23 protein-coding genes and 1 pseudogene are annotated in these 24,331 nt (G+C 68.6%); 6 read left to right on the forward strand and 18 right to left on the reverse strand.

What is annotated here, in order from left to right:
- The first annotated feature begins 88 nt into the window (after positions 1-88).
- On the forward strand, positions 89-1,555 hold the full coding sequence (locus ncot_RS08780) for a lysine 2,3-aminomutase (RefSeq protein ID WP_168617271.1): 1,467 nt from the start codon (positions 89-91) through the stop codon (positions 1,553-1,555).
- A 130-nt stretch (positions 1,556-1,685) separates the two neighbouring features.
- Complete coding sequence (locus ncot_RS08785; RefSeq protein WP_168617272.1) at positions 1,686-2,168, forward strand: VOC family protein; 483 nt, start codon at positions 1,686-1,688, stop codon at positions 2,166-2,168.
- An 18-nt stretch (positions 2,169-2,186) separates the two neighbouring features.
- On the opposite strand, the gene ncot_RS08790 is transcribed toward ncot_RS08785, so the two are convergent.
- Positions 2,187-2,627: an Lrp/AsnC family transcriptional regulator gene (locus tag ncot_RS08790; RefSeq protein WP_168617273.1), complete on the reverse strand. Its 441-nt coding sequence runs from the start codon at positions 2,625-2,627 to the stop codon at positions 2,187-2,189.
- 48 nt (positions 2,628-2,675) lie between these two features.
- Here ncot_RS08790 and ncot_RS08795 point away from each other — a divergent pair, with 48 nt between their 5' ends.
- Both ncot_RS08795 and ncot_RS08800 read left to right on the forward strand, forming a co-directional pair.
- Complete coding sequence (locus ncot_RS08795; RefSeq protein ID WP_346766637.1) at positions 2,676-3,602, forward strand: 5'-3' exonuclease; 927 nt, start codon at positions 2,676-2,678, stop codon at positions 3,600-3,602.
- A gap of 9 nt (positions 3,603-3,611) precedes the next feature.
- Positions 3,612-4,034, forward strand: a complete 423-nt coding sequence (locus ncot_RS08800; protein WP_168617274.1) for a DUF3054 domain-containing protein — start codon at positions 3,612-3,614, stop codon at positions 4,032-4,034.
- On the opposite strand, the gene ncot_RS08805 is transcribed toward ncot_RS08800, so the two are convergent.
- From ncot_RS08805 to dop, 13 genes and pseudogenes are all read right to left on the reverse strand, one after another.
- Positions 4,007-6,748 carry a DEAD/DEAH box helicase gene (locus ncot_RS08805; protein ID WP_240938138.1) on the reverse strand — a complete coding sequence of 914 codons (2,742 nt, stop codon included), beginning with the start codon at positions 6,746-6,748 and terminating at the stop codon, positions 4,007-4,009. The two genes, ncot_RS08800 and ncot_RS08805, sit on opposite strands and share 28 nt — an antisense overlap.
- Positions 6,745-7,626: a YegS/Rv2252/BmrU family lipid kinase gene (locus tag ncot_RS08810; protein WP_168617276.1), complete on the reverse strand. Its 882-nt coding sequence runs from the start codon at positions 7,624-7,626 to the stop codon at positions 6,745-6,747. The genes ncot_RS08805 and ncot_RS08810 overlap by 4 nt, the downstream gene beginning before the upstream one ends.
- A 9-nt stretch (positions 7,627-7,635) precedes the next feature.
- Complete coding sequence (locus tag ncot_RS08815; protein WP_168617277.1) at positions 7,636-8,046, reverse strand: hypothetical protein; 411 nt, start codon at positions 8,044-8,046, stop codon at positions 7,636-7,638.
- Entirely contained in the window at positions 8,043-8,882 is an 840-nt protein-coding gene (gene tatC, locus ncot_RS08820; protein WP_168617278.1) for a twin-arginine translocase subunit TatC, read from the reverse strand. The genes ncot_RS08815 and tatC overlap by 4 nt, the downstream gene beginning before the upstream one ends.
- Positions 8,883-8,931: 49 nt before the next feature.
- Positions 8,932-9,198 carry a Sec-independent protein translocase subunit TatA gene (gene tatA, locus ncot_RS08825; RefSeq protein WP_168617279.1) on the reverse strand — a complete coding sequence of 89 codons (267 nt, stop codon included), beginning with the start codon at positions 9,196-9,198 and terminating at the stop codon, positions 8,932-8,934.
- Between the two features lie 36 nt (positions 9,199-9,234).
- A complete protein-coding gene (locus ncot_RS08830) occupies positions 9,235-10,218 on the reverse strand; it encodes a WYL domain-containing protein (RefSeq protein ID WP_168617280.1) in 984 nt (327 codons plus the stop codon).
- Positions 10,215-11,186: a WYL domain-containing protein gene (locus ncot_RS08835; RefSeq protein WP_168617281.1), complete on the reverse strand. Its 972-nt coding sequence runs from the start codon at positions 11,184-11,186 to the stop codon at positions 10,215-10,217. The genes ncot_RS08830 and ncot_RS08835 overlap by 4 nt, the downstream gene beginning before the upstream one ends.
- Positions 11,187-11,231: 45 nt before the next feature.
- The gene (locus ncot_RS08840; RefSeq protein WP_168617282.1) at positions 11,232-12,173 is read right to left on the reverse strand and encodes an FKBP-type peptidyl-prolyl cis-trans isomerase; all 942 of its coding nucleotides are present in this window, start codon (positions 12,171-12,173) and stop codon (positions 11,232-11,234) included.
- Between the two features lie 65 nt (positions 12,174-12,238).
- A complete protein-coding gene (gene pafA / locus ncot_RS08845; RefSeq protein ID WP_168617283.1) occupies positions 12,239-13,600 on the reverse strand; it encodes a Pup--protein ligase in 1,362 nt (453 codons plus the stop codon).
- Positions 13,601-13,989: 389 nt separating this feature from the next.
- Positions 13,990-14,679: pseudogene (gene prcA / locus ncot_RS08850) on the reverse strand (proteasome subunit alpha); the annotation flags it as partial.
- Positions 14,680-14,728: 49 nt separating this feature from the next.
- Positions 14,729-15,571 (reverse strand): proteasome subunit beta, encoded by an 843-nt coding sequence (gene prcB, locus ncot_RS08855; protein ID WP_168617285.1) that lies wholly within the window; start codon positions 15,569-15,571, stop codon positions 14,729-14,731.
- A gap of 4 nt (positions 15,572-15,575) precedes the next feature.
- A complete protein-coding gene (locus tag ncot_RS08860) occupies positions 15,576-15,779 on the reverse strand; it encodes a ubiquitin-like protein Pup (RefSeq protein WP_168617286.1) in 204 nt (67 codons plus the stop codon).
- An 89-nt stretch (positions 15,780-15,868) separates the two neighbouring features.
- A complete protein-coding gene (gene dop / locus ncot_RS08865; protein ID WP_168617287.1) occupies positions 15,869-17,377 on the reverse strand; it encodes a depupylase/deamidase Dop in 1,509 nt (502 codons plus the stop codon).
- Between the two features lie 63 nt (positions 17,378-17,440).
- Between dop and ncot_RS08870 the strand changes: the two genes are divergently transcribed.
- Positions 17,441-18,070, forward strand: a complete 630-nt coding sequence (locus ncot_RS08870; RefSeq protein ID WP_168617288.1) for a methyltransferase domain-containing protein — start codon at positions 17,441-17,443, stop codon at positions 18,068-18,070.
- Positions 18,071-18,196: 126 nt separating this feature from the next.
- Here ncot_RS08870 and arc read toward each other — a convergent pair whose 3' ends face one another.
- The 3 genes from arc to ncot_RS08885 form a co-directional block, all read right to left on the reverse strand.
- On the reverse strand, positions 18,197-19,936 hold the full coding sequence (gene arc / locus ncot_RS08875; RefSeq protein WP_168617289.1) for a proteasome ATPase: 1,740 nt from the start codon (positions 19,934-19,936) through the stop codon (positions 18,197-18,199).
- Between the two features lie 275 nt (positions 19,937-20,211).
- A complete protein-coding gene (locus tag ncot_RS08880; protein WP_168617290.1) occupies positions 20,212-21,198 on the reverse strand; it encodes a tRNA (adenine-N1)-methyltransferase in 987 nt (328 codons plus the stop codon).
- A 10-nt stretch (positions 21,199-21,208) separates the two neighbouring features.
- Positions 21,209-22,369: a site-2 protease family protein gene (locus ncot_RS08885; RefSeq protein WP_240938139.1), complete on the reverse strand. Its 1,161-nt coding sequence runs from the start codon at positions 22,367-22,369 to the stop codon at positions 21,209-21,211.
- A 124-nt stretch (positions 22,370-22,493) separates the two neighbouring features.
- Here ncot_RS08885 and ncot_RS08890 point away from each other — a divergent pair, with 124 nt between their 5' ends.
- On the forward strand, positions 22,494-23,411 hold the full coding sequence (locus tag ncot_RS08890; protein WP_168617291.1) for a RecB family exonuclease: 918 nt from the start codon (positions 22,494-22,496) through the stop codon (positions 23,409-23,411).
- Between the two features lie 51 nt (positions 23,412-23,462).
- Here the strand turns inward: ncot_RS08890 and ncot_RS08895 are convergent, their stop codons facing one another.
- A complete protein-coding gene (locus tag ncot_RS08895) occupies positions 23,463-24,179 on the reverse strand; it encodes an HAD family phosphatase (RefSeq protein WP_240938140.1) in 717 nt (238 codons plus the stop codon).
- Positions 24,180-24,331 lie beyond the last annotated feature (152 nt).

The raw sequence follows: 24,331 nt of genomic DNA on the forward strand, positions 1-24,331 counted from the left end.
CGATCTCCACCTACTCTGACAGAAGAGGCGCGTGTCACACAAACGACCCGCCGCGCACCACGACGTCGCACCCGACAGGAGCAAGCCGATGAGCATCGAGACCTCGATCGCATCCCTCATCGAGGGACAGACCGGTCAGCCGTACCCCTACCGCAGGACCGAGCTCGTGGAGCCCGACTGGACGCGTCTTCCCGGGTGGAAGGACGTCACCCGCGATGAGTGGGAGTCGGTGCAGTGGCAGCGCTCGCACTGCGTGAAGAACCTCAAGCAGCTGCGCGAGCTGCTCGGAGACCTCGTTGACGATCGCTTCTACGCCGACCTCGAGCGCGACCAGGCCGAGCGCGCCACCATGTCGATGCTGGTCCCGCCGCAGATGATGAACACCATGGCGCCGCACGTCCAGCCTGCCGGGCCGGGCTCGCTGACCGATGCCTTCTACGCCGACCCGGTGCGCCACTACATGCTCCCGGTCTTCTCCGACCGGCGTACCGACTGGCCCTCCCACCCCCACGCCACGCGCGACTCGCTGCACGAGCACGACATGTGGGTGGCCGAGGGGCTGACCCACCGCTACCCCACCAAGGTGCTGGCCGAGCTGCTGCCGACCTGCCCGCAGTACTGCGGGCACTGCACGCGCATGGACCTGGTCGGCAACTCGACGCCGGTGATCGAGAAGCTCAAGTTCTCCGCCAAGCCCGTCGACCGGCTCGACTCGATGATGGAGTACCTCCGCAACACCCCGCAGGTCCGCGACGTCGTCGTCTCCGGCGGTGACGTGGCCAACATGCCCTGGCCGCGACTGGAGGACTTCCTCACCCGTGTCCTCGAGATCGAGAACATCCGCGACATCCGCCTGGCCACCAAGGCGCTGATGGGTCTCCCCCAGCACTGGTTGCAGGACGAGGTGCGCGCCGGCATGGAGCGCGTCGCCACCATCGCCCGTAAGCGCGGCGTCTCGATCGCCATCCACACCCACGTCAACCACGCCAACTCGGTGACCCCCCTGGTCGCCAAGGCGTCGAAGGCGATGCTCGAGACCGGCATCCGCGACGTGCGCAACCAGGGGGTGCTGCTCAACGGCGTCAACGCCGACCCCCACGCGCTGCTCGACCTGTGCTTCACGCTGCTCGACGGTGCGCAGATCATGCCCTACTACTTCTACATGTGCGACATGATCCCCTACTCCGAGCACTGGCGGGTCTCGGTCAAGGACGCCCAGCACCTGCAGCACCACATCATGGGCTACCTCCCCGGCTTCGCGACGCCGCGCATCGTCTGCGACGTCCCGTTCGTCGGCAAGCGCTGGGTGCACCAGCTCGCGTCGTACGACGAGGTGCGCGGCATCTCCGGATGGACGAAGAACTACCGCACCTCGATCGAGGCCACGGATGCAGACGCCTTGTCCCGGGAGTACCACTACTACGACCCGATCCACACCCTGCCGCTCGAGGGCCAGGAGTGGTGGGCCGAGCACGGCAACCTCGACGAGTCCGCGCTGAAGGCGGCTGAGGTGGCGGAGGCGTCCCGGCGCACGGCGGCCCTCCAGGCCCACTGAGGCTCGGCACCCGGGTCCGCTTGTCCTCAGGCCCGGGTGCCGGGAAGAGTGGTGTGATCCGCGAGGTCCCGATGAGTTCGTGGCGCTGCGCGGGTCAACCCTCCCACCAACCCCGCGAGAGGACATCGTCATGCAGAAGATCGTCACGAACCTCTGGTTCGACAACAATGCCGAGGAAGCCATCGAGCACTACATCTCGGTGCTCGGAGACGGCAAGGTGCTCAACGTCGTGACCTACGGCGCTGACCAGATGGGTGAGGAGGGCACCGCCATGGCCGTTGAGTTCGAGCTGATGGGCCAGCGCTTCGTCGGCATCAACGGCGGCCCCATGTTCACCTTCAGCGAGGCGATCTCGCTCGAGGTCCGCTGCGCTGACCAGGCGGAGATCGACAGGGTCTGGGACGGGCTGGTCGAAGGTGGGCTGGAGCAGCCGTGCGGCTGGCTCAAGGACAAGTACGGCCTCTCCTGGCAGGTCGGGCCCGAGAACCTGTCCGACTACACGACCGGTGATCCCGCAGCGGTCGCCCGTTTCATGGCCAAGATGCTGTCCACCAACGGCAAGTTCAACCTGGCCGAGCTCCAAGCGGCGTACGACGGCACCGACGTGAGCTGACGCTGACCGGCTGCGGCCTCAGCCGGAGACCGGGCGGTTCTCGTAGGGCGTGGAGAGCACGATCGTGGTGCGTGTGGAGACGTTCGCGACCCCACGGATCCTTGCCAGGAGGTCTTCCAGGTCGGCAGGCGTGGGTACCCGCACCTTGAGGATGTAGGACTCCTCGCCCGCGACCGACCAGCAGGACTCGATCTGGCTGATGTCGGCCAGCCGGTCCGGGTAGTCGTCAGGCTGCGAAGGATCGATCGGTGTGATCGAGATGAACGCCGTCAGGGGAAGGCCGGTCTGGTCGTGGTCGATCGTGGCGCCGTAGCCCTTGATCAGACCGCGCTGCTCCAGCCGCTTGACCCGTTGGTGCACGGCCGAGGTCGACAACCCAGTCGCCTTGCCGAGGTCGGTGTAGGACATCCGCCCGTCGGCCGCCAGCAGGGTCAGGATGAGGCGATCGGTTTCTTCCACCGGGGCAGCGTAGCGAAAACCGCGGCCCCTCCTGAGAGACTTCACCACGTGACCACGCAGCGATTGATGCTCCTCGACACCGCCAGCCTCTATTTCCGGGCGTTCTTCGGCGTTCCGGACTCGATGAGGGCCCCCGACGGCACCCCGATCAATGCCGTGCGCGGCCTGATGGACTTCATCAGCAGGTTGGTCGGTGAGTACCAGCCGACGCACCTGGCCTGCTGCTGGGACAACGACTGGCGACCGCAGTGGCGGGTCGACCTCATCCCGACCTACAAGGCGCACCGGGTGGTCGAGGTGGTGCCGGGACCGGCTCCGGACGTGGAGGAGGTGCCGGACCCGCTGGAGGCGCAGATCCCCATCATCGTCGACATGCTGGAGGCCTTCGGGATCGCGATCGTCGGTGCCGACGAGATGGAGGCCGACGACGTGATCGGCACGCTGGCCACCGAGGCCGGGATGCCCGTGGACATCGTCACCGGGGACCGTGACCTGTTCCAGCTCGTCGACGACGAGGCCGAGGTGCGCGTCCTCTACACGGCACGCGGCGTCGGCAGGCACGAGCGTGTCGACAACGCCTGGGTGCGCACGAAGTACGACGTCGAGGCGAGCCAGTACGCCGACTTCGCGACCCTGCGCGGTGACACCTCCGACGGTCTGCCGGGAGTGAAGGGCGTGGGCGACAAGACCGCTGCCACGCTCCTCGGTCGGTTTGTCGACATCAAGACGATTGCCGCGGCGGCCCAGGATCCCGAGTCCGACATGGGGCCCGGTCCGCGCGGCAAGATCAAGGCGTCCCTCGACTACCTCGAGGTGGCACCGACCGTGGTCGCCGTACGCCGTGATCTCGACATCGGCGACGTCGACCTGACCCTGCCGCGAACTCCCGCGCACCCCGAGCGCGTCATCGAGCTCGACCAGCGGTGGGGGCTCGGGAGCTCGGCGGTCCGACTGGTCGAGGCGCTCCAGGGATAGGTTGGAGCCATGTCTCCACGCGCCCTGAAGGCACTGGTTGCCGACCTCGTCCTGATCCTGCTCTTCGCCGCGCTCGGTCGTGCCGAGCACGACAGGGGCAACGTCGTCCTGGGGGTGCTCGGTACCGCGTGGCCGTTCCTGGTCGGAGCACTTCTCGGGTGGATCCTGGTCAGGCAGCTCGGGCGGCGAGAAGCGGTCGCCATCGGCCCCGGCATCACCGTGTGGATCTCGACGGTCCTGCTCGGCATGGTCCTGCGCCAGCTCAGCGGCGCCGGCACCGCGTTCTCGTTCATCGTCGTCGCCACCGTGGTGCTCGGGGTGTTCCTGGTCGGGTCGCGGGCCGTGGTCGCGTTGATCGCGAACCGGAAGGTCGCCCGGGCCTCAGCAACCCGGGGTGGCGCGGGTCAGTCGGTGCCGGCCACCGACGAGTAGGACACCACACCGCGCCGCAGCCGGTCGGCGGTCTCGAGGGCCACGGCACGCAGGGGTGTGCCGGCCGAGGCGTGGGCGACCTGGATGGCCAGGTCGAGCAGCTGCTTCATCACCCGCACGAAGTCGCCGGCGGCCAGGTCGATGCCACTGATCACGTCGTCGAGCGCATCACCCTCGGCCCAGCGCCAAGCGGCCCAGGCGAACCCGACGTCGGGCTCGCGCAGGTAGTCGAGCCTGTTGCTGCGCTCGAGCTCGTCGAGGTCGCTCCACAGGTGGACGAGGTCGCGCAACGAGTCGCGGATCCGGCCGACCGGCATCTTCGGCGAACGGGCGTCGTCGGGGCGCCGTGCCTCGAAGACCAGGGCCGACAGCACGGAGGCGAGCTCCGACGCGTCGAGCTCGTTCCACAGCCCGGTGCGGATCGCCTCGGCGGCGACCAGGTCCATGTCGGAGTAGATGCGCTGCAGGTGGACGCCACGCTCGGTGACCTCGTCGCCGTCGAGGTACTCCATGGCGGTGAGGACGTCGCAGACCCGGTCGAACTGCCGGGCGATCGTGTTGGTGCGGTTCTCCACCCGACGCTTGAGCGTGTTGGACTCCTGGTGCAGCTTGAACCACCGCTCGCCCCAGCGTGCGTGCTCCTCACGATCGGGGCAGTCGTGGCACGGGTGCTCGCGCATCCGTTGACGCAGGGACGCGATCTCGGCCTCGACGCTCGACTCCGCCGAGCCATCCCTGTGGGGCGACCTGCTCCGCCGTGAGGGGGGCGGTGGTTGGAAGCCACGCGTCCTGTTGCGCAGGGTCGAGGTCAGGTCGCCCCGCTGTTGCGGGTTGCGCGCGTTGAAGTTGCGCGGCACCCGGATGTGGTCGATGGCCTCGACCGGCGTGGCGAAGTCCATCATCTGCAGTCGCCGGGCCTGGCCCCCCGCGGTGACGACGTAGGGGCGGGGCTCGTCGCGCGACAGCCCCGGGTCGATCACGACCGCGTGGCCGGCGAACTTGCCGTTGGGCACCACGATCACGTCGCCGGGCCTGAGCGCGGCCAGCGAGATGAGCGCGGCGTCGCGCTGGTCGCGGCGACGGGCCTTGGCTGCGCCCTTCTCGACGTCGGAGAGCTTGCGGCGCAGGGCGGCGTACTCCATGAAGTCACCGCGGTCGCACTGCGCCGCCTCGGCGTAGCCGTCGAGTGCGTCCTCGCTCTTGCGCAGCTTGCGGGCCAGACCGACCACGGCCTTGTCGGCCTGGAACTGGGCGAACGAGGACTCGAGCAGCTGGCGCGACCGCTCCCGGCCGAACTGGTGCACGAGGTTGACGGCCATGTTGTACGACGGCCGGAACGACGAGCGCAACGGATAGGTGCGCGTGGAGGCCAGACCGGCCACCTCACGTGGATTCATCCCCTGCTGCCACAGCACGACGCCGTGGCCCTCGACGTCGAGCCCCCGGCGCCCCGCGCGGCCGGTCAGCTGGGTGTACTCCCCCGGGGTCAGGTCGACGTGGGCCTCGCCGTTCCACTTCGACAGCTTCTCGAGCACGACGGTGCGCGCCGGCATGTTGATGCCGAGCGCGAGCGTCTCGGTGGCGAACACGACGCGGCAGAGCCCCCGCAGGTAGAGCTCTTCGACGCACTGCTTGAAGCGGGGCAGCATGCCGGCGTGGTGGGCGGCCACGCCGCGGGTCAGCCCGTCGAGGAACTGGTGGTAGCCGAGGACCTCGAGGTCGTCAGGAGGCAGGTCGGAGCACTGCTCCTCCACGAAGGCGAAGATCTCGTCACGCTCGTCGGGAGTGGTCAGACGCAGGTTGGCGTTCAGGCACTGCTGGACCGCTGCGTCGCAGCCGACCCGACTGAAGATGAACACGATCGCGGGCAGCAGGCCCTCGGCGTCGAGCTCGGCAACCACGTCGAAGCGCGTGGGCTGGTAGAGCCGCCGTCCCTGGGGGCGGGACCCCCGGCCGCGGTTTCCCTTCTTGTCGCGGCGGTCCTTGAACCGGGTCGCCGCCCAGTCGTCACGGGCCACCTTGAGCAGCTCGCGGTTGACCTCCGCTCCCTCCTGGGCGAAGCCGGCCTGGGCCAGCTCCTCCTCGTCGGCGAAGAGGTCGTGCAGCTTCTTGCCGACCATCACGTGCTGGAACAACGGCACCGGCCGCTTCTCCTCGACGATGGTGGTCGTGTCACCCCGAACGGTGGCCAGCCACTCGCCGAACTCCTCGGCGTTCGAGACGGTCGCGCTCAGCGAGATGACCGAGACGCTCTCGGGCAGGTGGATGATCACCTCTTCCCACACGGCACCGCGCGAGCGGTCGGCCAGGTAGTGCACCTCGTCCATCACGACGTAGCCCAGCCCGACCAGGGTGCGTGAGCCGGCGTACAGCATGTTGCGCAGCACCTCGGTCGTCATCACCACGATCGGCGCCTCACCGTTGATGGTGTTGTCGCCGGTGAGCAGCCCGACCTTGTCGGGTCCGTAGCGGGCGACGAGGTCGGCGTACTTCTGGTTGCTCAGCGCCTTGATCGGGGTGGTGTAGAAGCACTTGCGGCCGGACTGCACCGCGAGGTGCACGGCGAACTCCCCCACGATGGTCTTGCCGGAACCCGTGGGCGCCGCGACCAGGACCCCCTTGCCGTCCTCGACCTCGCGGCACGCGCGGAGCTGGAAGTCATCGAGCGGGAAGTCGTAGAGGTCGGCGAACTCCCGCAGCAGTGGGTGCTTCATGCGATCACCGTAAGCGCAAGGGGTGCACATTCGATGGTCAGGGGCAGCGCGCCGAAGCGCTCGCCATCCGCATACGCCACGATGTTCGGTGCTGCCACCGTCACCCGACGTACGCGGTGGTGCTCGTAGGACGGGTGCCCGGTGTGCGTGCCGTTGAACAGGCGTGGGTAGGTCCGCACCAGCTGCGGACGCGACATCGGCCTGATGACCACCACGTCGATCAAGCCGTCGTCGAGGAGTGCTCCTTCGGTGATCCGGAGCCCGCCGCCGAACGAGGGGCCGTTGCCCACGGCCACCAGCATGGCGTCGAGCTGGTGGCTCGCCCCGTCGAGCTCCAACGTGTAGTGGATCGGGGTGAAGGTGCGCAGCTCGGCCAGGGTGGCGAGGTTGTAGCGCATCTGCCCGCGCGGCCAGGTCATCTCGTTGGCCCGCTCGTTGACCAGCGCGTCGAAGCCGGCCGCGAGCACCGTGACGAAGTGCCTCTCCCCGGAACGGGCCAGGTCGAGCCGGCGACGACGGGACGCCACGACGGTGTCCACGGCGGCCCTGGGGTCGCTGCGCGAGATGCCGAGGTAGCGCGCCACGTCGTTGCCGGTTCCCGCGGGGATGATGCCCAGCGGGGTGTCGGTGCCGGCGAGGGCTTGGACGGCGAGGTGCACCAGCCCGTCTCCCCCGCACACCACGAGGGCACCGCAGCCGCCGGCCACGGCCGTGCGGGCCAGGTCCTCCGCCTCGGCGCCGTTCCTGCCGGTCAGCACCTGGACCCCGAAGCCGGCCTCGCGGAGCCGTGGCGAGGCGACGGCAGCGAACCGTGCCCCCTTGCCCTTGCCGGAGGACGGGTTCACGAGGAGGGCGATCTCACCGGGTCGAGTGGCCACGTCCCGACACTAGCCGTGGTCGGCGATGGCCCCGACACGCAGCGCGGCGACGAACTGCTCCGGTCGCGCGCCGACGGCCTTCGCGAGACGCCCGAGGGTGGCCAGGATGCGGTCGGCGGTGAAGCCGGTGCCCGGCACGACCAGCGCCAGCCGGTCGTCGTACTCCGCGAGCACGACCTGGCCGTTGCGCCAGGCCTGGTGGACCAGGGTGCGGTCCGCGGAGCCGGCCACCGGTGTCGGGAACGCCTGGTCGACCGCCAGCAGGTCGCAGTCGAGGCCGCCCTCGCTCGAGACGAGGCGCCCGGCGAGGTGGTGAGCCGGGGACTCCGACTGGCTGTCCAGCTGCCAGGTGACTTCTGTCGTGCCGAGCCACTCGGGCAGGTCGAACGGGTCGACGTGGGTCAGTGGTGGGAAGCTCACAGCGCGGACCTCTCGTCGTCGCTGAGCCCGTACGACGGGTCGGCCTTGAGGCGGCGTGAGTCCATGACGCGGCAGATCACCTCGGAGATGGCGAAGAGCAGGACCATCGGGACGGCCAGGAAGAGCATCGAGAAGGGGTCGGTCGACGGCGTGGCCACGGCGGCGAAGACGAAGACGCCGATGATGATCCACGGGCGGTGCTCCCCCAGTGTCTTGCCCTTCACGATGCCGGCGAGGTTGAGCAGGATCACGAAGACGGGGATCTCGAACGCGATGCCGAAGACCAGCAGGGTCCGGGTCAGGAAGGTGAGGTAGTCGCTGAACTCGATCAGGTTGGTCAGGTCGGCGGGCGTGAAGGAGATGAGCACCTCGAGGCCCTTGGGCAGGGTGAGGTAGCCGATCCACGAACCGACCAGGAACAGCGGCCCGGCAATGGCGGCGAAGACCCGCGACCACTTGCGCTCGTTGGCGTGCAGGCCCGGGAGGATGAAGGCCCAGATCTGGTAGAGCCAGTAGGGACTCGTCACCACCAGTGCAGTCACCCCGCAGAGCTTCAGGTGCAGCATGAGGGGTCCGCCGGCACCGTTGATGGTGGCCGCGGTGGAGACGTCGGAGCCGAGGGACCGACGGGCGTCGTCGTAGGGGGCGAGGATCAGCTGGAAGATCGCGTCGAAGAAGAAGAGCGAGATGCTGATCGCGACGACCAGGACCACGGTGACGCGCAGGAGGCGTGCACGCAGCTCACGCAGGTGGTCGCCCAGGGCCATCCTGCCGTCGTCGGAGAGCCCGTTGCGGGGCTTGGTGCTGAAGAGCGCGAGGAGACCGACCAGGGACACAGCAGCGGGTTCTCTGGAGTGATTCTCTGGGTTGACGTCGACGCGTGGCTCAGCTGGCCGAGTCGGGGCGCTGCTCCGACTTGAGGGCCTCGGAGTCGGTGGAGCGGTCGGGCGCGTTCAGCTCGCCGGTCGGCTTGGGGGCGGGCTTGGTCTGGTCGTCATCGTCGTCGTCGATGAGGCCCTTGGTCTCCGCCTTGAAGATGCGCAGTGCGCGGCCGGTTCCCCGAGCGAGCTCGGGAAGCTTCTTGGCGCCGAAGAGCAGCACGACGAGGAGCAGGATCAGCGTGATCTCGAGTGGGCCGATGCGGCTGAACATGGATGTCCTTACCTGGTGGGCGGGTCGTTCCTCATCCTACTCGCCACCTCCACGGTAGAGGCTCAGGGCGTCCTGTGCGGTGGCGGTGAAGGCATCGGCGTACTCCTGGGGGGCTAGCACCTCCGCGTGCGGGGCCAGGCGCAGGAGCAGCCTGGTGAGCCAGCGTGGGTCGGCGACCCGCATCCGGACGTCGAGCTTGTCACCGCGGCGCTCCTTGACCGACTCCACCGGGTAGTACTCCGCGACCCAGCGGGCCTGCGGCGCGAGGCGCAGGGTGACCTCGGGGCTGTCGGTGGCGGGGCGGAAGAGGCCTTCGGCGAGGTCGAGGGGTTCGACATCGGGGTGCGCGTCGGCCGGTGTGTCGAGGACCACGGCGGCCACCACCCGGTCGAGCCGGAACAGGCGTCGGTTGTGGGCGGTGTGGCACCAGGCCTGCAGGTAGGCCATGCCCTGCGAGTCGACCAGGCCGAGTGGGTCGACGGTGCGCTCGGTGTTCTCGTCGCGGGCCGGGACGTAGTAGGTGAGCGAGACCTGTCGCTGGTCGGCAACGGCCCGGGCCAGCCTGGCCCTGAGCGCGGTGGTCTCGCGCTGCTGCGCAGGGACGTGCACGTCGACCCTCGGCGTGGTGCGGCCGTCCTCGGCGACGGCCTCGATCTTGGCCAGGGCCCGATCGAGGCTGTCGAGGGTGTCACCGTCGGCGGACTCCCGCAGGGTGCGCAGGGCGACGGTGATCGCGGAGGCCTCCGCCGCGGAGAGGCGCAGCGGAGCACTGAGGTAGTCAGCGTTGTGGATGCGGATCACGCTCTCGCCGTCGAGGGCGTCGAGGTCGACCTCGATGAGGTCACCGGGCAGCCAGCCCGGCCATCCGCAGTAGATGAGCACGCGCAGGTCGTCGACCAGCTGCTGGGCGGGCACGCCCAGGCGCTTGGCAGCAGCGTCGACCCGCATGTCGCCCTCGCGGCGGATTAACGGGACCAGGGCGAGGAGTCGGCCCACCTGTTCCTTGGCTCCGGTGCTCATGCGGTGACCCCCTTGACCTTGGTCAGTCGCCTGACGGCGAGGTCGCGGGCCTCGGGAGGTGTCTCGACGACGGCGTCCGGGCCGAAGGCCAGCACCTCGTCGACGAACGTGTCGGTGGAGGAATAGGTGAGCGTGATCCGGTCCCACGACGCGTCACCCGGTCCAGCCACGTCGGTCTCGACCTCGACGGCGTTGCGGCGCAGCGAGTGTGCGGTGTCGGGGCGCACCAGCACGGTGCCGGTCTCGGTGGCCGGGCCCGGGCTCAGGCTCGCCGTCAGGTCGCGCAGGTTGACCCCCTCGGGCACCTGGTAGGCATCTCCGCGCCCGGTGCGCCTGGCCGGGCCGTGCACCCGGGACAGCCGGAACAGGCGCGGTTCCCCACGATCGACGTCGCGCCCCACGACGTACCACCGGCCGGACGAGGAGACCACGCCCCACGGCTCGAGTCGGCGCTTGGCCGGGGTGGCGCTGCCCGCGCGCTGGTAGTCGAACGAGACGCGGGTGCGGTCGAGGGAGGACTGCCAGAAGATGTCGAAGTTCGCATCGGACACGCCCACCACGGGGGCGGCGATGTCGAGCCGGCTCCGGTCGACCTCCACCCCGGCAGCGCTGAGCTTGGCGAGGGCGTCGCTGGTGGCAGCAGCCAGGCCGGCGTGCTGCCAGACCCGGGTGGCCAGGCCGATCACGGCCGCCTCGTCCGCGGTCAGGTTGATGCCGGGCAGCGCAAAGGTCGCGGGGTTGACGCGGTAGCCGGTCTCGTCGTCGAAGAACTTGTCGACCGCCGCCAGCTCCACCGGGACGCCGAGGGCACGCAGCTCGTCCTTGTCCCGCTCGAACATCCGGTCGAAGGCCTCGTCACTCGCCTCCGTGTACGGCGGAACGGTGGCCCGGATCTTCGCCTTCGTGATCGGGTGGCGTTGGACCAGGAGCAGGATCAGCAGATTGAGCAGTCGTTCGCTCTTGGTCACCTGCTGCCTCCTTGACTGCTGGTGGACCTGGCCTGTCAGCCAGCGTCAGTTGTTGATGGCGAGGACGTCGAGCACGAACACCAGGTCGGAGTTCGGTGGGATCTTCTCCCCGCTGCCCTGCTTGCCGTACCCGAGCTTCGCGGGGATCCGGAGCAGCACCCGGCTGCCGGCCTTCACCCCGGTCAGGCCGTCCTGCCAGCCCTTGATCGAACCACCGGCGCCCAACGTGACCGGGAAGCGGCTGGAGTCGCTGAAGTTCTCGTCGAAGACCTCGTTCTTGCCGTTGACCTGGCCGAGGTACTTGACGACGAGCGTGTCGCCGTCCTTCGCCTTGGGGCCCTTGCCGTCGACCAGCGTCTCGGTTGTGAGCTTATTGATCGCGGCGGTCTTGCCGGTGAACTTCAGACCGGTGATCGTGCCGTCCTTCTCCACGATCCGGGGACCGCCCTCCGGGGAGCGTGCCTTGCCGGCCTCGATGCTGTCGGGCAGCTTCTTGACCAGGTCGATCACGAACACGACCGTGTCGCTGCCGGCGATCGCGAGGTTGTCGTTGCCGGCTTCGCCGAACGCGTCCTCGGGCGGTGCCTGCACCGCGATGCGGGACCCGACGTGCTGGCCGGCGAGCGCCTCCTTGAACGCGGGGAAGGGATTGTCGGCGACCTCGATCATCGTCGTGCGTCCGCCGTCGTCCCAGGTGCTGGCGGCCTGCTCACCGGTATAGCCGTTGGCGATGTAGAGGTTCGCGAAGACCGCGTCGCCGTCCTCGAGGGTCGGGCCGTCACCCTCGGACATCACGTCGACCTTGGTCTGCGACACCGACAGGGAACCGTCGAAGGTCAGCTTGGGCTCCTTGCCGAAGTCGCCGGCGACGGACACCTTGCCGGTGTCTCCGTCGAAGGACGTGCCGGCGCCGGTGTCGTCGCCGCAAGCGGAGAGACCGGCCATGATGAGGAGCAGGGTGCCCAGGAGCAGGGGGACGCGACGCAACGGATTCACCTCAGGTTCGAGTTCGGCAAGCGCGGGACAGCCTAGCCGCAGTTGGCAACGCCGGCTCACATGCCGTCGATGAGTCGCTGCACGCGTTCGTCGACGGACTTGAAGGGGTCCTTGCACAGGACCGTGCGTTGGGCCTGGTCGTTGAGCTTGAGGTGCACCCAGTCGACGGTGAAGTCGCGCCGGCGCTCCTGGGCCTTCCGGATGAAGTCACCCCGCAGACGGGCGCGGGTGTTCTGCGGTGGCACCGACTTCGCCCGGAAGATCGGCAGGTCGTCGGTCACCCGGGCAACCGCGCCGCGCTTCTCGAGGAGGTAGTAGAGCCCGCGGCCCCGGTGGATGTCGTGATAGGCGAGGTCGAGCTGGGCGACTCGTGCGGAGCCGAGTGGGAGGTCGTGCTTGGCCCGGTAGCGCTCGATCAGCTTCCACTTGATCACCCAGTCGATCTCGCGGTCGACGAGCCCGAGGTCGCCGGACTCGATCGCCTTGAGGCCGCGCTCCCACAGGTCCAGCGCCTGGTCGATCACCGGTGTCCGGATCTCCCTGCGGTCGACGAAGTCACGCGCCCGGGTGAGGTACTCCAGCTGGATCTCCAACGCGCTCGCCTCTCGGCCGTTGGCCAGCCGGACCTTCTTGCGGCCCGTCATGTCGTGGGAGATCTCCCGGATGGCTCGGATCGGGTTCTCCATCGTGAGGTCGCGCATGACCACGCCCTCCTCGATCATCCGCAGGACCAGGTCGCAGCTGGCCACCTTGAGCAGGGTGGTGGTCTCGCTCATGTTGGAGTCGCCCACGATGACGTGCAGTCGGCGGTACTTCTCGGCGTCTGCGTGGGGCTCGTCGCGGGTGTTGATGATCGGCCGGCTGCGCGTGGTGGCGCTCGAGACTCCCTCCCAGATGTGCTCGGCACGCTGACTGACGGAGTACGACGCACCGCGGGGTGTCTGGATCACCTTCCCGGCGCCGACCACGATCTGCCGGGTGACCAGGAACGGGATCAGGATGTCGGCCAGCCGGCTGAACTCGCCAGCCCTGCCGACCAGGTAGTTCTCGTGGCAGCCGTAGGAGTTGCCGGCCGAGTCGGTGTTGTTCTTGAAGAGGTAGATGTCACCGGCGATGCCTTCGTCGTGCAGACGGCGCTCCGCGTCGACGAGCAGCCCTTCGAGGACCCGCTCCCCCGCCTTGTCGTGGGTGACCAGCTCGACGATGTCGTCGCACTCGGGGGTGGCGTACTCCGGGTGGCTGCCGACGTCGAGGTAGAGCCGTGCGCCGTTGCGCAGGAAGACGTTGCTGCTGCGGCCCCAGGACACCACCTTGCGGAAGAGGTAGCGAGCAACTTCGTCGGGGCTCAGGCGGCGCTGTCCCTGGAACGTGCACGTGACGCCGTACTCGTTCTCGATCCCGAAGATTCGGCGGTCCATGGCCCAACACTAGTCACAGCATGGGCAAACGGGTGGGACGTTGGAGGATCGCGTTCCCACCACCGCCGGGTGAGAGCCAGGGCGAGGCCGGCTCAGGGAGCGATCGGCGGCTCCCCGCCGGGCTCCCCACCGGGCTCACCTCCGGGCTGGGGCCCGGGCGGCGGCGGTGCGACCGGAGGTGCCGTCGGCGGCTCGTCGGAGGTCGACTCGCTCGGGCGAGGTGCTCCCGAGGAGGGCTCGCCGGTCACCGGGTCCTCGAGCGGCGGAGTGGTGCCGCTGATCGTGTCGGTGGGGTCGAGCGGATTGTCAGGGCCGCTGGGCACCGTGGGGGCCGCAGCGGTCTCGGAGTCCTCCTGGTTGGGATCGGCCGGGGTCTCCGGACCCCGCTCGCCGAGGATGCCGTCGAGGTCGGCCGGACGGATCCGGCGGAACTTGCGTGGCTGGGTGCGGGTGCGGTCCAGGACGGCGACCTCGAGGTCATCGGCCGGGATCACCCGATCAGCGCTGTCGGAGTGACCGAGCGCGGCCACGGCGAGCTTGATCGCGTCGTCGAGCGAGGCGCCCTCGGTGTAGTGCTCCTCGAGGTGTGCGGCGACCTGGTCGGCGGCGCCACCCATCACGGCGTACCCGTGCTCGTCGGCCACCTGGCCGTCGTAGGTCAGTCGATAGATCTGGTCGGCAGCGGCTTCGTCACCGATCTCGGCCACGAAGATCTCGACCTCGTAGGGCTTCTCGCCCCCACTCGAGAAGATCGTGCCGAGTGTCTGGGCATAGGCGTTGGCCAGGCCGCGACCGGTGACGTCGCGCCGGTCGTAGGCGTAGCCGCGCATGTCGGCCAACCGGACGCCGGCGATGCGCAGGTTCTCGAACTCGTTGTAGCGACCGACCGCCGCGAAGGCGATCCGGTCGTAGATCTCCGAGACCTTGTGCAGCGCCTGGGATGGGTTCTCCGAGACGAACAGGACACCGTCGGCGAACTGGACGGCGACCACGGACCTGCCCCGGGCGATGCCCTTGCGCGCGAAGTCGGCGCGGTCCTTCATCAGCTGCTCGGGAGAGACGTAGTACGGCATGCTCATGTGAGTTCCTCAGGAAGTCTTGATCGCGACAAGCTCGATCACCGGACGATCAGATCAGGTCAGCCGCAGGGCCGTCGGGGCGACGCAGGCGACCGGCGATGACCTGGTCGGCGATCGCCGCCACTTCATCGTCGGGCATCCTGCGGCCGCCGTTGCCGGTGATCACCTGCACGATCGGGAAGATGCGTCGACTCACGTCAGGTCCGCCGGTCGCCGAGTCGTCGTCCGCGGCGTCGTAGAGCGCCTGGACCACGGCGGTGACGCACTCGGCCTCGCTGAGGTCCTCGCGGTAGAGCTTCTTCAGCGCGCCTCGGGCGAACATCGAGCCGGAGCCGACCGAGTGGAAGGCGGTCTCCTCGTATCGGCCCCCGGTCACGTCGTAGGAGAAGATCCGCCCCTGCTCGGCCGAGAGGTCATAGCCGGAGAACAGCGGCACGACCGAGAGACCCTGCATGGCCAGACCGAGGTTGGCCCGGATCAGGGCGGCGAGACGGTTCGCCTTGCCGTCCATGGAGAGCGTCACGCCCTCGATCTTCTCGTAGTGCTCGAGCTCGGTCTGGAACAACCGCACCATCTCCACGGCGAGGCCGGCGGCGCCGGCGATGCCGACGCAGCTGAACTCGTCGGCCGGGAAGACCTTCTGGATGTCGCGCTGCGCGATGATGTTGCCCATCGTGGCCCGGCGGTCACCCGCCATGATCACGCCGCCGGGGAAGGTGGCCGACACGATGGTGGTGCCGTGCGGTGAGAGGTCGCCGGCGTTGCCCTGGGGCACCGAACGGCTCGTGGGCAGCAGCGCGGGTGACTGCTCGGCGAGGAAGTCGGAGAACGACGACGTGCCGGGCGTCAGGAAGGATGCGGGCAGGCGGGATCCGTAGCTGGGGGTGCTCACCTGCTCACTGACCGCCCTTCTGGATGAAGGACTTCACGAAGTCCTCGGCGTTGGTCTCGAGCACGTCGTCGATCTCGTCAAGGATCGCGTCGACATCTTCGTCGAGCTGTTCCTTGCGCTCGGCGACTGCACCCTCGGGCGCAACGGTCTCTTCTTCGACCGGCGTGTCCTCGGTCGACTTCTTCGGCTGCTTCTGCTCCTGTGCCATGTCATCGACCCTATCCACTCATGCGAACAAATGGTGACCAACGGGCCGCACTGTCTCAACCCGACGGGCGCCCGGCGTGACCCGGGACGTCAGTGCGTGAGGGCGTCGAACAGCTGTTCCGCGGTCTCACAACGGTCGAGGAGCTCACCCACGTGGGCCTTGCTCCCGCGCAACGGGTCGATGGTGGGGATCCGCTGCAGCGACTCGCGACCGGGCAGGTCGAAGATGACCGAGTCCCAGGACGCGGCGGCGACCGAGTCGGCGTACTGCTCGAGGCAGCGCCCCCGGAAGTAGGCACGGGTGTCGGTCGGCGGGTCGTGCATGGCGGCCTCGACGGGTGCGTCCTCGAGCAGCCGCTCGACCCGGCCCAGCCGGGCCAACCGGTGGTAGAGCCCCTTCTCAGGACGGATGTCGGAGTACTGCAGGTCGATCAGGTGCAGCTTGGCGTCGCTCCACTCGAGGCCGTCACGCTGGCGGTACTGCTCGAGCAGCTTCAGCTTGGCCACCCAGTCGAGCTCGCCGGCGCACTCCATCGGGTTGCGCTCGAGGCGCGTCAGCACCGACTCCCACCGGGCCAGCACGTCGCGGGTCTGGGGATCGGCGTCGTCGCCGAGGGTCTCCTCGACATACTTGCGGGCCAGGTCGAGGTACTCCATCTGCAGCTGCACACCGGTGAGCTTGCGACCGTCCTCGAGCGTGACCAGGTGGCGGCACGTGGGGTCGTGCGAGATCGCTCGCAGCGACGCGACCGGAGAGTCGACGGCGAGCGGCACGGTGATGAACTTGTCCTCGATCATCGCCAGCACCAGGGCGGTGGTGCCGACCTTGAGGTACGTCGACACCTCGGCCAGGTTCGCGTCACCGATGATCACGTGCAGTCGGCGATACTTCTCCGGATCGGCATGGGGCTCGTCGCGGGTGTTGATGATCGGTCGCTTCAGGGTGGTCTCGAGGCCGACCTCGACCTCGAAGAAGTCGGCGCGCTGGCTGATCTGGAACCCGTGGTCGCGCCCGTCCTGGCCGATGCCGACGCGTCCTGCGCCGGCGACCACCTGGCGGGACACGAAGAAGGGTGTCAGGTGGCGGACGATGTCGGCGAACGCGGTCGAGCGCCGCATCAGGTAGTTCTCGTGGGTCCCGTAGGAGGCGCCCTTGTTGTCGGTGTTGTTCTTGTAGAGCAGGATCTGCGCGGCCCCGGGGATGCTCGAGGCGCGACGGGCCGCGTCGAGCATCACCTGCTCGCCTGCCTTGTCCCACCTGACGATGTCGAGCGGGTTCGTGCACTCGGGGGTGGCGTACTCCGGGTGGGCGTGGTCGACGTACAACCGCGCACCGTTGGTGAGGATCACGTTGGCCAGGCCGAGGTCCTCGTCGGTCAGCTGCGTCGGGTCGGCGATCTGTCGCGACATGTCGAAGCCGCGCGCGTCACGCAGCGGCGACTCCTCCTCGAAGTCCCATCTCGCGCGCCGGGCCTTCGCCGTCGCCGAGGCATAGGCGTTGACGACCTGGGAGGACGCCACCATCGGATTGGCGTTCGGCTGGCCCTGGACCGAGATGCCGTATTCGACCTCGGTCCCCATCACCCGTCTGACGCTCATGATTCGAGCCTACTCGGGACGCACGCCACAGTCCCGGGACGCGGCCGCGCTACGGTCAGATGCATGGGTTGGTGGACGGATCACCTGGTGCCTCGCCTGACCGACGTCTCGCTCTCGGCGCCGGAGATCAGTGAGCTGAGAGTGCGCGTCTGCGCCGGGCTCTCGGGTCGCGTGCTGGAGATCGGCTTCGGGTCCGGGCTGAACCTGCCCCACCTGCCAGGCACCGTGGACTCGCTCGATGCCGTGGAGCCCTCCGACCTCGGGTGGTCCCGATCGTGCGACCGACGTGCCGGCTCCGAGGTGCCGGTGGAGCGGATCGGGCTCGACGGTCAGGTGATCGACGCTGCTGATGCGTCGTACGACGCGGCGCTGGTGACCTTCTCGCTGTGCACCATCCCGGACGTCGAGCGGGCCCTCTCCGAGGTGCGCCGGGTGCTGCGGCCGGGAGGAACCCTGCACTTCTTGGAGCACGGTCGTTCCCCCGACGTCGGCGTGGCCCGGTGGCAGCGCCGGCTCGATCCCCTGCAGGGCCTGGTCTGCGGCGGCTGCCACCTCACCCGCGACATCCCAGCGCTGGTGCAGGGAGCGGGCTTCACGATGGAGGAGGTCGAGGAGCGCCACCTGATCCGGGTGCCCGCTGTCGGCAAGCCCTGGGCATACGGCTTCCTCGGCCGCGGCAGACTCTCAACCTGAGGTTGAGCCTCAGGGTTGGTGCACCTCGGGAATCCGTGGTGGCGCCGATCTGTGGGCGCACTGGACCCGCCGTACGACGGGTCCAGGCGTTGTGGGGCTCAGGGGAACGGGCTCACAGGTACTGGCTCACAGGTACTGGCCGGTGTTGGAGACGGTGTCGATCGAGCGACCCGGCTCGGTGCCCTGCTTTCCGGTGATCAGGGTGCGGATGAAGACGATCCGCTCGCCCTTCTTGCCGGAGATGCGGGCCCAGTCGTCCGGGTTCGTGGTGTTGGGGAGGTCCTCGTTCTCCTTGAACTCGTCGACACAGGCCTGGAGCATGTGCTGGACGCGCAGCCCCTTCTGGTCGTGGTCGAGCAGGTCCTTGATCGCCATCTTCTTCGCCCGGTCGACGATGTTCTGGATCATCGCGCCGGAGTTGAAGTCCTTGAAGTAGAGGACTTCCTTGTCGCCGTTGGCGTAGGTCACCTCGAGGAAGCGGTTCTCCTCGGTCTCGGTGTACATCCGCTCGACGGTGGCCCGGATCATGCCGGCCACGCAGCTGTCGCGATCGCCACCGAACTCGGCCAGGTCGTCCGCGTGCAGCGGCAGCGCGCTGGTGAGGTACTTGCTGAAGATGTCGCGCGCCGACTCGGCGTCGGGACGCTCGATCTTGATCTTCACGTCGAGGCGCCCGGGTCGCAGGATGGCAGGGTCGATCATGTCCTCGCGGTTGGAGGCGCCGATGACCAGCACGTTCTCGAGCAGCTCGACGCCGTCGATCTCGCTGAGCAGCTGGGGAACGATGGTGTTCTCGACGTCGGAGGAGACCCCCGAGCCACGGGTCCGGAACAACGAGTCCATCTCGTCGAAGAAGACGATGACCGGCGTCCCCTCACTGGCCTTCTCACGTGCCCTCTGGAAGACCAGGCGGATGTGGCGCTCGGTCTCGCCGACGTACTTGTTGAGCAGCTCGGGGCCCTTGATGTTGAGGAAGTAGGACTTCCCCTCCTGCCCGGTCCGGGCGGCCACCTTCTTGGCCAGCGAGTTCGCGACCGCCTTGGCGATCAACGTCTTGCCGCAACCGGGCGGACCGTAGAGCAGCACGCCCTTCGGGGGCTTGAGCTGGTGCTCCTTGAAGAGCTCGGGGTGCAGGTAGGGCAGCTCCACGGCGTCGCGGATCTGGTCGATCTGGCCGACCAGTCCTCCGATCACCGAGTAGTCGATGTCGGGAACCTCTTCGAGGACAAGCTCCTCGACCTCGGACTTCGGCACCTTCTCGTAGACGTAGCCCGACCGTGAGTCGAGCAGCAGGGAGTCGCCGGCGCGCAGCTTCTGCTCACGCAGGGGCGCGGCCAGGCGGACGACGCGCTCCTCGTCGGCGTTCGCGATCACCAGGATCCGATCGCCATCGGCCATCAGCTCCTTGAGCATGACGACCTCGCCGACCTGCTCGAAGTCGAGCGCGGCCACCACGTTGAGGGCCTCGTTGAGCATGACCTCCTGGCCACGGCGCAGCTCGTCGAGATCGACGTTGGGACTGACCGTGACCCGCAGCTTGCGGCCCCCGGTGAAGACGTCGATGGAGTCATCCTCGTTGCGGGCAAGGAAGGTGCCGAAGCCGGCCGGCGGCTGGGCCAGTCGGTCGACCTCCTCCTTGAGGGTGAGGATCTGGTCGCGCGCCTCACGCAACGTCTGCCCGAGGCGCTCGTTCTGGGACGTCACCGCGGCCAGCGAACGCTGCGTGTCGATGAGCCGCTGCTCGAGTGCGCCGGACTGGACCGGTCCATCGACCAGCTTCCGGCGCAGATCGGTGACTTCGGCCTCGAGGAACCTCACCTGACTGATGAGCTCCTCGCGACTGCTCGAGTTGTCCGATGCCGACATGTGCACCACCTCCTGCGTCACTTGTGACATTACCCAATACAGGAAGGGATGCGAGCGACTTGCCCGTCACAGGTCGATAAGTTTTTGCCCATCGACGTCGTGGGGCTCACCTCCGGCACACCTCGCTGGCGCTTCAGGTCGAGCGGTTCCTGAGGAGCGAGCGCAGCGAGCGTCTCGAAGGGCACTCCTCAGTCGTCGGTGCTGTTGCTCGCCGACGTTGCGGGGCTCTCCTCCGGCACACCTCGCTGGCGCTCGGCGTACCTCCGGATCACTCCTCAGTCGTCGAGGCGCTCCTCGAGCACCTGCGGCGGCAGGTCGGCCGGGCGCGGGCCGGTGTAGTCGACGCCGTACGCGCCCGGGGCAGGCCGGCGCTTCTTGCGGGGAGCGGTCTCCCCCGGTGCCATCCGGCGTGCCGTCACCAGGAACGCCGTGTGCCCGATCATCTTGTGGCCCGGACGAACCGCCAGTCCCTCGACGTGCCAGTCACGGACCAGTGACTCCCACGGTTGCGGGTCGGTGAAGCCTCCGTGGGCACGCACCGTCTCGACGTAGCGGGAGAGCTGCGTGGTGGTCGCGACGTAGGCGACCACGATGCCGCCGGGGGTCAGGGCGTCCGCGACCGCGTCGACGCACTCCCACGGCGCGAGCATGTCGAGGATGATCCGGTCGACCTTCTCCCCCAGCCCCGGCAGCTCTTCCTGGAGGTCGCCCAGGCGGAGGTCCCACGCGGGGTGGGTCTGGCCGTCGGGGGCGGAGAAGAACTGGTTGACGTTCTTGCGGGCGACGTCGGCGAACTCCTCGCGCCGCTCGAAGGACGTCACGCGGCCCCAAGGGCCGACCGCACGCAGCAACGAGCAGGTCAGGGCACCGGAGCCGACCCCTGCCTCGACCACCCGAGCACCGGGGAAGATGTCGGCCATCGCCACGATCTGGGCAGCGTCCTTGGGATAGACGACCGCGGCGCCCCTGGGCATGGAGACCACGAACTCCGACAACAGCGGGCGGAACACGAGGTACTCCCCGCCGGCGGACGACGGGACCGTGAAGCCCTCCTCGCGCCCGATCAGCTCATCGTGCTCGATGTGTCCGCGGTTGCTGAAGAAGCGCTTTCCGGCTGCGAGTGCGAAGTTGTGGCGCCGACCCTTCTGGTCGGTCAGGCGCACCCACTCGCCCTCCCTCAGCGGTCCACGGTGGACACCGGACCAGGCCTCGGTGGGGACGTCGGGAAGGGCGGCAGCGTCGATGGTCTCGCGGTCAGGCATGGCGCGAACCCTACTGGTGTCGCTCGCTGAAGGCGCGATCGACGTCTGCCGTGGCCAGCACGCCGTAGATCGAACCGTCCTCCTCCGTGAGGAGGTACTCGTGGGCCGGCTTGCGGGTGATCGCCTTGATCAGGTCTTCGCCCGCGATCGACGCCGGCAGGCTCAGGCCCTCCTCGAGACTGCGTGCCACGGACGAGACCGCGACCCAGGGGCGTCGTTCCTCCGGGACGGCCAGCAGTGCAGCCTCGTTCACGATGCCGATCGGGTGGTCCGAGCTGGAGACGGTCACCATGCTTCCGGCGCTGGCCTCCTGCGCACGGCGTACCGCCTCGGCGACCGGGAGGTCCTCGGGAACGGTGAGCGTACGTCGGGCCAGGTTGCGCGCCACGATGGACGGCAGCCGACGGCGAAGGCGGGCACTCTGCATCGAGGCGGTTGCGCCCGTCCACAGGAACAGGGCGACCACGAACGACAACAGGTAGTCGACCAGGTGTGGCTGCTGCCCCGGGATGCTCTCCACGGCCAACGGCCAGAACAGCACGGCCACAGCCGTGATCCGCCCGCCCCACCCGGCGGCCAGGGTGCCCCGGTGGACGTTGCCGCTGGCCCCCCACACCACGGACTTCAGGACCCGGCCCCCGTCGAGGGGCAGTCCGGGGATCAGGTTCATCACGCCCACGATCAGGTTGGCCGCAGCCAGTCCCTGGACGGCGAACTCCAGCAGTCCGTCAGGGATGACGAAGACCAGGGGGATCGCGAGCAGGCCCACCACGATGGAGGTGAGCGGTCCGACCACCGCGATCCAGAATTCTTCACGGGGGCGGCGGGCCTCGCCCTCGATCATGGTCGCGCCGCCGAGGAAGTGCAGGGTGATCGAGGTGACCTTGTGTCCGTAGTGCTGGGCCATCAGCGCATGGGAGGCCTCGTGCAGCAGCACGGACAGGTAGAGCACCACCGCGAACGCGAAGCCGGCGACGTACTTCCAGCCACCTAGGCCCGGCTGCACCTCCTCGACCTTCGGCGAGAGCATCACCGCGATCAGTGCCGCGATGAAGAACCAGGACATGGTGATCAGCACGTCCACGCCGGCGATCTGGCCCACGCGCAGCGTGCCCGGGGGACGGGCGGGCCTGGTGGGCTCGTCGGAGAGGCGCGGATCGTGGTCTGGCACGACTCCACGCTATCGGAAGCCGCCTGAGGTCGAGGCCCCCACCGGGCCGCCGTGCCTCCACCGGGGAACGGGTTGTCGGTGGGGTGTCCTACTGTGGCCGGGTCACGAACAGGAAGGGACAAGGATGACCCCGTCACCGGCCGAGAAGGTCTCCACACCCGTCGACGGTGTCGACGTGTTGGGTGCGCTCTCCCCCAGCCGTGCTGGTGACTTCATGACCTGTCCCCTGCTCTACCGCTACCGCACGATCGACAAGTTCCCCGAGGAGCCGTCGGCCGACGCCGTGCGCGGCACCCTGGTGCACAAGGTGCTCGAGGACCTCTTCGACCTGCCGGCCCCGGAGCGCACGCCACCGAACGCGCAGCAGATGCTCGCACCGGCGTGGGAGGCGTTGGTCGAGACCGAGCCGTCGGTCGCGGAGCTGTTCGAGGCTCCGGAGGGCGAGGATCCGCGAGACTTCGAGACGTGGCTGGCCTCCTGCCGCACGGTGCTCGACAAGTACTTCGACCTCGAGGACCCGACCCGGCTCGAGCCGGCGGAGCGCGAGCTCTACGTCGAGACGATCCTCGACTCGAGGCTGTTGCTGCGGGGCTTCATCGATCGCATCGACGTGGCCCCGGACGGCGCCATCAGGGTGGTGGACTACAAGACGGGCCGGGCCCCCGGCGAGATGTTCGAGGCCAAGGCGCTGTTCCAGATGAAGTTCTACGCCCTCGTCGTCTGGCGCACCCGCGGCGTCCTGCCGGCCATGCTCCAGCTGATCTATCTCGGCAACGGGGAGATCCTCCGCTATTCGCCCGACGAGGCCGACCTGCGCTCGGTCGAGCGCAAGATCGAGGCCATCTGGAGGGCGATCCGTCAGGCCGAGATGACCGGCGACTGGCGTCCGCGTCGCAGCAGGCTCTGCGACTGGTGCAGCTACCAGGACAAGTGCCCCGAGTTCGGTGGGGAGATCCCACCGCTGCCGATCTTCCAGATCGAGTCACCCGCGCAGGCTCCCTCCGGTGACATCAACACCGACGAGACCATCTCAGGTCCCTGAGTCGTTCCAGATCTGGTCGTTCCAGATCTGGTCGTCCCAGATCTGGGCCACTCAGATCTGGGCCAGCGCCTGAGCGTCGAGACCCTGGAGCGTGTCGCGGAAGATCCGCCGCTCCCCCTCGAGCACCGGCACGTGGTTGGGCACCACGAGCACCGTGCACCCGGCCGCGACGGCGGAACGCACACCGGTGTTGGAGTCCTCGACGGCCAAGCACTGCTCGGGAGGTACGCCGAGCAGGGCGGCGCCCTTCAGGTAGGGCTCCGGGTGCGGCTTGCCCTGGCTGACGGTGTCCCCCGTGACGATCGCGTCGAACGTGCCCTCCGGGAGCCCGGCCAGGATCGGCGCGACGAAGCGGCGATAGCTCATCGTGACCAGCCCGCACGGAACTCCCGCGTCGCGGAGCGAGGCCAGCAGCTCGACGGCGCCGGGGCACCACGGCACCTGCTGCTCGACCTGGGCGACCACGCCGTCGAGCAGCTCCTCCACGATCCGGGCCGGCTCGACGTCGATGCCCATGTGCTCGCGGATGTAGCGACCGGACTCGAGGAGGTCGTTGCCGACCAGGTTGAGGGCGTGCTCGTTGCTCCACGTGCCGCCGTACTTCTCGGCGAGGGCGTATTCGGTGGCGATCCAGTAGGGCTCGGTGTCGACCAGGGTGCCGTCCATGTCGAACAGGACGGCCTTCGGGAGCGGGGCCGGAACATCTGGGTTCTGACCTGCCGGTCCACCGGCTTCGGTGTTCAGGATGTCCTCCATGGATGCGAGCACGAACGAGTGCTCAGCCTAATGGGAGTGCAGGCACCGAGCAGGCCGGCGATCGCCCGATCCGTGCGGTCACCCACGCCTGGGCTCTCGGACGCTCGCGCCCACCGTGCGCCGACGCTCATCGCACGACCGGGACGACTCGACGCCCCGAGAAC

The organism is Nocardioides sp. JQ2195 (assembly GCF_012272695.1).
Lineage (GTDB): Bacteria > Actinomycetota > Actinomycetes > Propionibacteriales > Nocardioidaceae > Nocardioides.

Coding starts and splice junctions, on each gene's coding strand:
- ncot_RS08785 (WP_168617272.1), top strand. CDS start 1,686: ATGCAGAAGATCGTCACGAACCTCTGGTTCGACAACAATGCCGAGGAA.
- tatA (WP_168617279.1), bottom strand. CDS start 9,198: ATGTTCAGCCGCATCGGCCCACTCGAGATCACGCTGATCCTGCTCCTC.
- ncot_RS08890 (WP_168617291.1), top strand. CDS start 22,494: ATGACCCCGTCACCGGCCGAGAAGGTCTCCACACCCGTCGACGGTGTC.
- ncot_RS08860 (WP_168617286.1), bottom strand. CDS start 15,779: ATGGCACAGGAGCAGAAGCAGCCGAAGAAGTCGACCGAGGACACGCCG.
- ncot_RS08805 (WP_240938138.1), bottom strand. CDS start 6,748: ATGAAGCACCCACTGCTGCGGGAGTTCGCCGACCTCTACGACTTCCCG.
- dop (WP_168617287.1), bottom strand. CDS start 17,377: ATGAGCGTCAGACGGGTGATGGGGACCGAGGTCGAATACGGCATCTCG.
- ncot_RS08800 (WP_168617274.1), top strand. CDS start 3,612: ATGTCTCCACGCGCCCTGAAGGCACTGGTTGCCGACCTCGTCCTGATC.
- ncot_RS08870 (WP_168617288.1), top strand. CDS start 17,441: ATGGGTTGGTGGACGGATCACCTGGTGCCTCGCCTGACCGACGTCTCG.
- ncot_RS08830 (WP_168617280.1), bottom strand. CDS start 10,218: ATGAGCACCGGAGCCAAGGAACAGGTGGGCCGACTCCTCGCCCTGGTC.
- pafA (WP_168617283.1), bottom strand. CDS start 13,600: ATGGACCGCCGAATCTTCGGGATCGAGAACGAGTACGGCGTCACGTGC.
- ncot_RS08880 (WP_168617290.1), bottom strand. CDS start 21,198: ATGCCTGACCGCGAGACCATCGACGCTGCCGCCCTTCCCGACGTCCCC.
- ncot_RS08780 (WP_168617271.1), top strand. CDS start 89: ATGAGCATCGAGACCTCGATCGCATCCCTCATCGAGGGACAGACCGGT.
- arc (WP_168617289.1), bottom strand. CDS start 19,936: ATGTCGGCATCGGACAACTCGAGCAGTCGCGAGGAGCTCATCAGTCAG.